Raw genomic sequence first — 5731 nt, forward strand, 5'->3', positions numbered from 1 at the left:
TTGTGGGCCTGCTTTTGGCATAGATTGACGGAAAGCGCCTTTTGCCGCGATTTCAAACGCAATGGCCGAGGAGTCAACGGCGTGGAATGCACCGTCGAACAGATCAATTTCAACGTCCAATACCGGGAAGCCGGCCAATGGACCAGTGCCCATCATAGATGCAAAACCTTTCTCAATTGCTGGATAGAATTCTTTTGGAACGCTACCGCCAACGCATGAGGTTTTGAATACGAAGCCAGTGTTTGGCTCGCCCGGGTTGATGCGGTAGTCGATCTTACCGTACTGACCAGAACCACCTGATTGCTTCTTGTGGGTGTAGCTGTCTTCGATGCCGCGAGTAATGGTTTCGCGGTAGGCTACTTGTGGTTGACCAACGTTCAGCTCTACACCGTAGGTGCGCTTCATGATGTCCACTTTAATATCCAAGTGCAATTCACCCATACCTTTAAGGATGGTTTCACCCGAATCCTGGTCAGTCTCAACGCGGAAGGTTGGGTCTTCAGATACCAGTTTGCCAATGGCAGTAGCCATCTTCTCGATCATGCTCTTGTCTTTCGGAGTTACCGCAATAGAGATTACTGGCTCCGGGAATACCATAGGTTCAAGAGTACATTCATGTTTTGGATCACACAGGGTGTGACCAGTTTGAACGTTCTTCAGACCTACCAAAGCAATGATGTCGCCCGCTTGCGCAGTGGTCAAATCGGTACGATCGTTAGCATTCATCTCCACCATACGACCGATACGCTCGGTTTTACCTGTAAAGGAGTTAAGCAGGGTATCGCCCTTGTTTAACACGCCTGAGTAGATGCGGCAGAAGGTGAGGGCACCGAAGCGGTCGTCCATGATTTTGAACGCCAACGCACGGAATGGCTCATCAGCAGAAACGATAGCGTATTGGCCGGTTTCATTACCTTCAGCGTCAGTCAGTGGCTGTGGATTAACTTCAGTTGGGCTTGGCAGATAATCAACAACGGCATCAAGCAGCAATTGCATGCCTTTGTTTTTAAATGCAGAACCACAGAAAGTCGGGAAGAACACCAGGTCGCGGGTACCTTTACGGATACAACGCTTGATGTCTTCAATTGAAGGCTCTTCGCCTTCCATGTAGGCCATCATCAGGTCGTCATCTTGTTCTACGGCAGTTTCAACCAATTGACCGCGGTACAACTCAACATCGTCCACCATGTCAGCTGGGATATCGACAACTTTGTAGTTTTCTGGCAAGCCAGAGTCATCCCATACATAGGCTTGACGGTTCAACAGATCAACCACACCGACGAAAGTGTCTTCGCGGCCGATTGGCAGAGTCATCACCAACGGGTGAGCGCCCAACACTTTTTTCACCTGGTCGGTAACGCGCAGGAAGTCCGCACCGATACGGTCAAGTTTGTTTACGAAAATCAGACGAGCAACTTTAGAGTCGTTCGCATAGCGCCAGTTGGTTTCTGATTGTGGCTCTACGCCGCCAGAACCACAGAATACGCCGATACCGCCGTCCAATACTTTCAATGAACGGTAAACTTCTACGGTGAAGTCAACGTGTCCGGGGGTATCGATAACGTTGAAGCGATAACCTTTCCAGAAACAGGTAACCGCTGCCGATTGAATGGTGATACCACGCTCAGCTTCCTGAACCATGAAGTCAGTGGTGGAATCACCTTCGTGAACTTCACCAATTTTGTGGATTTTACCGGTGAGCTTGAGGATACGCTCGGTGGTAGTGGTTTTACCGGCGTCAACGTGAGCGAAGATACCGATGTTTCTGTAAAGGGATAAGTCAGCCATAGGACTCTCTTTTATAGGTTAAGCAAGGTTAGAAAAGCTGGGTTGTAAAATAGCGGCGTAATATACAGGAAGTTATCCAAAAATGCCCAAAGAAAAAGTGGTCAATTTCGTTAATCTATCGTTGTTAGGTTACAACCAAGCGGCAAATGCATGCAGGCGGGTGATTTAACGTGATCTTGTCTAAGGAAATGCAGTGTCCAAACTTGAATTCTATCTACCTTCACAGTAGCCCCGCCAAACTCACCAATGCCCGCTCAATCCTGTTACCCCACACACAAGCGCAAGAGAGTCGGATAAATTGCCGGTATTTTTGGCTCGCCGAAAAAATCGGCCCGGGTGCGATACTAATTCCTTGCTCCAATGCCTTGCGGGCCAGTGCAAAACTATCCACATCACCCGGCAGCTCCAGCCAAATCACAAAACCACCTTCCGGGCGCGAGATTTTAGTGTCCTCTGGGAAATAATGGATGATCGCATCGGTCATGCGCGCTACTGCCTGCGCATAGTCCCCACGTACCCGTCGCAAGTGACGCTCGTATTGCCCATTTTCCAATAACTCGGTCACCGCCAGTTGCGGGATGGTCGTTGTCGCCAGATTTAGCACGTATTTCATGTACTCGACTTTATCCTGATAGCGCCCCGGCGCGATCCAGCCTACGCGCAAACCGGGCGACAGGGTTTTGGAAATCGAGCTGCAGAGAATTACGTTCTCATCCACGCCTTTCAGAAGAGAAGGGCGGGCATGGCTAAAACTCAAATCGCCGTAAATATCATCCTCAATCAGCGGAATTTCGCGCGCCTTGAGCATCGCCACCAGCTTTTGTTTGTGTTCATCCGGCATCAGGCAGCCGAGCGGGTTACTAAAGTTGGGCGTGACGACACACGCCTTGACCGGCCATCGACTCAACGCCAGTTCGAGCGCTTCCAATGACATACCCGAGTGCGGATTGGTGGGGATTTCCAACGCCTCCAAGCCCAGCGATTCAATAACCTGCAGCAGTCCATAAAAGGTGGGCGATTCGATGGCAACGACATCGCCGGGCGATGTCACCGCGCGCAGCGCTAGTGTCAACGCCTCCTGACAGCCATTGGTAATTACCAGATTATCCGGGTGCACTGCGCAACCGGCATCAGCCAGACGGCGCGCTATGTGCCGACGCAACTCAGGTGCACCGGGCGAGAACTCATAGTTAGCAGTGCGCACACGATACTGGCGCGCGGCCTTGGTAAGCGCCTGTTCTATCGCGCGGGTCGGTAAAAATTCTGCTGCGGGAACCGCCGCGCCCAGTTGTACAACAGCGGGGTCGTTGGCCGCTTTAATCAATTGCAGCACCATATCCTGCCCGGTAACCGGCGCAGGGCGCATAGTGGTCACCACAATACGTGGCGGTGCTACCGCCAGTGCGGGCTTGGTTTTGACGTAAAACCCCGAGCGGTTGCGCACCTCTAGAAAACCCCAATCCTCCAATTGACGATAGGCGGCAATCACCGTGGCGATACTTAACCCGCGCAGCTGCGCCTGATTGCGCACACCGGGCAAGCGGTCTCCCGATTGGAATCCACCGGCGTTAATCAGGCTGGCCAGTTCATCTGCAAGTTTGCGGTAGAGAATGTCCATCGAAGCTCCATGCTTGCGTTCAATAGGTACAGTTTTAATAAAAATTGATAGATACAGATGCAGTTAATTTAATCTGTACCGTATCAATTATATTTTTTTGAAACTGTAATGGTTGTTGCACAAGAAATACACTGCTTTTTCACAAAAAACAGTCACCACCACACCGCAAGGACACTACAGGAGGACTCATGAGTTACCCACTATTATTGGTCGATGCTTTTATCGACCAGCCGTTTAGCGGTAATCCCGCAGGTGTATGCATTCTGGATAAAGAGCAGCCCGCCAGTTGGATGCAACAGGTCGCGTTGGAAATGAATCAAGCCGAAACTGCCTTTGTCCACAAACGCGTGGATGGCAGTTGGGATTTGCGTTGGTTTACCCCGCAGGTAGAAGTAAACCTGTGCGGTCACGCCACCCTCGCTGCCGCCCATGCACTCTGGCAACACGCTGGTGAAACCGCCGCGATATTGGAATTCCACACCCTCAGTGGTCGGCTTACCGCTACACGAATTGGCGATCAAATCCAACTGGATTTTCCCGCTGATTTTCCTCAGTCAGTCGCCGCCGTTCCGCCTGCGCTTTTGCAAATACTCGGCGGTCATCCCCATTGGTTCGGGCAAGGGCGAGACGATCTTATCGCGGTCCTGGATTCCGCCGAGGCTGTGCGCAACTTTGTTCCTAACGCAGAGCAAATTGCATCATTCACCACACGCGGATTAATCCTCAGCGCACCGGGCGATGCAGGTTCCGGTTTGGATATGGTCTCGCGTTTTTTTGCGCCCAAGGTCGGCATCAATGAAGATCCCGTCACTGGTTCCGCGCATTGTTTGCTCGCTTGTTACTGGGGCAATCGCCTCGACAAAACTCATCTGCGCGCGCAACAGGCATCACCCCGCGGCGGATTACTAACGCTGGATTGGAAAGATGATCGCGTCCTATTAAGCGGCAAAGCCCGCACTATGCTCACCGGAGAATTCCATGGTTGATTCAAACATTGCCCAGCACAAAGCCAGCATCGCACCTGCACCTATATGTTGGCGTAATGGTCAAATAGTCCCACTCGAACAAGCGACTGTTTCTGTTTTTGATCACGGACTTTTATACGGCGATGGCGTGTTCGAAGGTATACGTTTTTACAACGGACGCGCATTTCGTTTGCAAGCGCACCTTGAGCGATTATTTCTCTCGGCGCGCGCGATTGCACTCAGCATTCCCTACAACATTCAACAATTAACTCATGCCGTTATTGAAACTATTTCTGCCGCACCGGAACTCAACGGCTATATGCGTTTAGTCGTGACGCGCGGTGTCGGCCCTTTGGGAATAGACCCGTCACGCTGTCGTTTGCCGCAAGTATTTATCATCGCCGATACCTTGCACATGGTGAGCGAGCGAGTGAGAAACGAGGGAGCAAAAGTCATCATCGCCGCCACGCGCCGTTTAGGCGCCGATGGCCTTGACCCGCGCATCAAAAGTTTGAATTACCTCAACCATATTCTCGCGCGCATGGAAGCCACCCACGCAGGTGCCGATGAAGCAATCCTGCTCAACAGCGCAGGCAGAATTGCAGAGGGTAGTGCAGATAATATTTTTATCGTGCAACGCGGCGAACTATTAACACCGCCAGTAATTGAAGGCGCACTCGATGGCATTACTCGCCAAGTGGTATTGGAACTCGCTGAAAAACTCGGCATAAAAGCACGCGAAATGCCACTCGCCCCTTACGATTTATTCACCGCCGATGAATGCTTTCTTACGGGCACGGGAGCGGAGTTAATTCCCGTAGGATACGCCGATGGCCGCAAAATACCTGAATGCCCTGGCCCGATTTATTCGCGGTTGGCGGCGGCGTTTAGGGAGTTGGTGAATAGCGAAAAATGAGTTTAATTTGTTGTAGTTGTCAGGCTTGTAGTTGATAGGGTTGTAGTGGTTATTCATTTCTGAGGTATTGCGATGCGTCCATCGCAATACCTCAGCGCATAAATCCCAGATCTGACGCGTTAAAATTTATCAAGTTTGGAAAAATATGGCCGAGATCATCTGCTGATAAACCAAACCACTTGCCCAGTGTTGCTGCGTATTGATCAAAACTGAGTTGTGGAATAATTCGGCCGCGCCCGAGATCATCGTCGCTGTTGATTTCCAATGTCGGAAATTGTCCGTACAAGGCTTGGCCGTTCACTGCTCCACCCATTACCCAATGATGACTGCCCCAACCGTGATCTGTTCCATCGCCATTGCGCGCAAGCGTGCGGCCAAATTCGGAGGTGGTAAATGTAGTGACTTGGTTCTCCATTCCCAACGCCTCAAGTGCTTGATAGAAAA

General features: G+C 51.2%; 5 protein-coding genes. 2 read left to right on the forward strand and 3 right to left on the reverse strand.

Features of this window, described 5'->3' with window-relative positions:
* A partial coding sequence (fusA, locus tag ACWA6V_RS16060) for an elongation factor G (protein ID WP_449523439.1) occupies positions 1-1788 on the reverse strand: 1788 nt, incomplete at its 3' end.
* Between the two features lie 220 nt (positions 1789-2008).
* Positions 2009-3406 carry an aminotransferase-like domain-containing protein gene (locus ACWA6V_RS16065; RefSeq protein WP_449523440.1) on the reverse strand — a complete coding sequence of 466 codons (1398 nt, stop codon included), beginning with the start codon at positions 3404-3406 and terminating at the stop codon, positions 2009-2011.
* A 188-nt stretch (positions 3407-3594) separates the two neighbouring features.
* Between ACWA6V_RS16065 and ACWA6V_RS16070 the strand changes: the two genes are divergently transcribed.
* Positions 3595-4392, forward strand: coding sequence for a PhzF family phenazine biosynthesis protein (locus tag ACWA6V_RS16070; protein WP_449523441.1), 798 nt, complete (start codon positions 3595-3597; stop codon positions 4390-4392).
* Positions 4385-5287, forward strand: a complete 903-nt coding sequence (gene ilvE, locus ACWA6V_RS16075) for a branched-chain-amino-acid transaminase (RefSeq protein WP_449523442.1) — start codon at positions 4385-4387, stop codon at positions 5285-5287. Before ACWA6V_RS16070 ends, ilvE begins: the two co-directional genes overlap by 8 nt.
* Before the next feature lie 91 nt (positions 5288-5378).
* On the opposite strand, the gene ACWA6V_RS16080 is transcribed toward ilvE, so the two are convergent.
* A partial coding sequence (locus ACWA6V_RS16080) for a DUF1501 domain-containing protein (RefSeq protein WP_449523443.1) occupies positions 5379-5731 on the reverse strand: 353 nt, incomplete at its 5' end.

It is taken from the genome of Cellvibrio sp., from assembly GCF_053579595.1.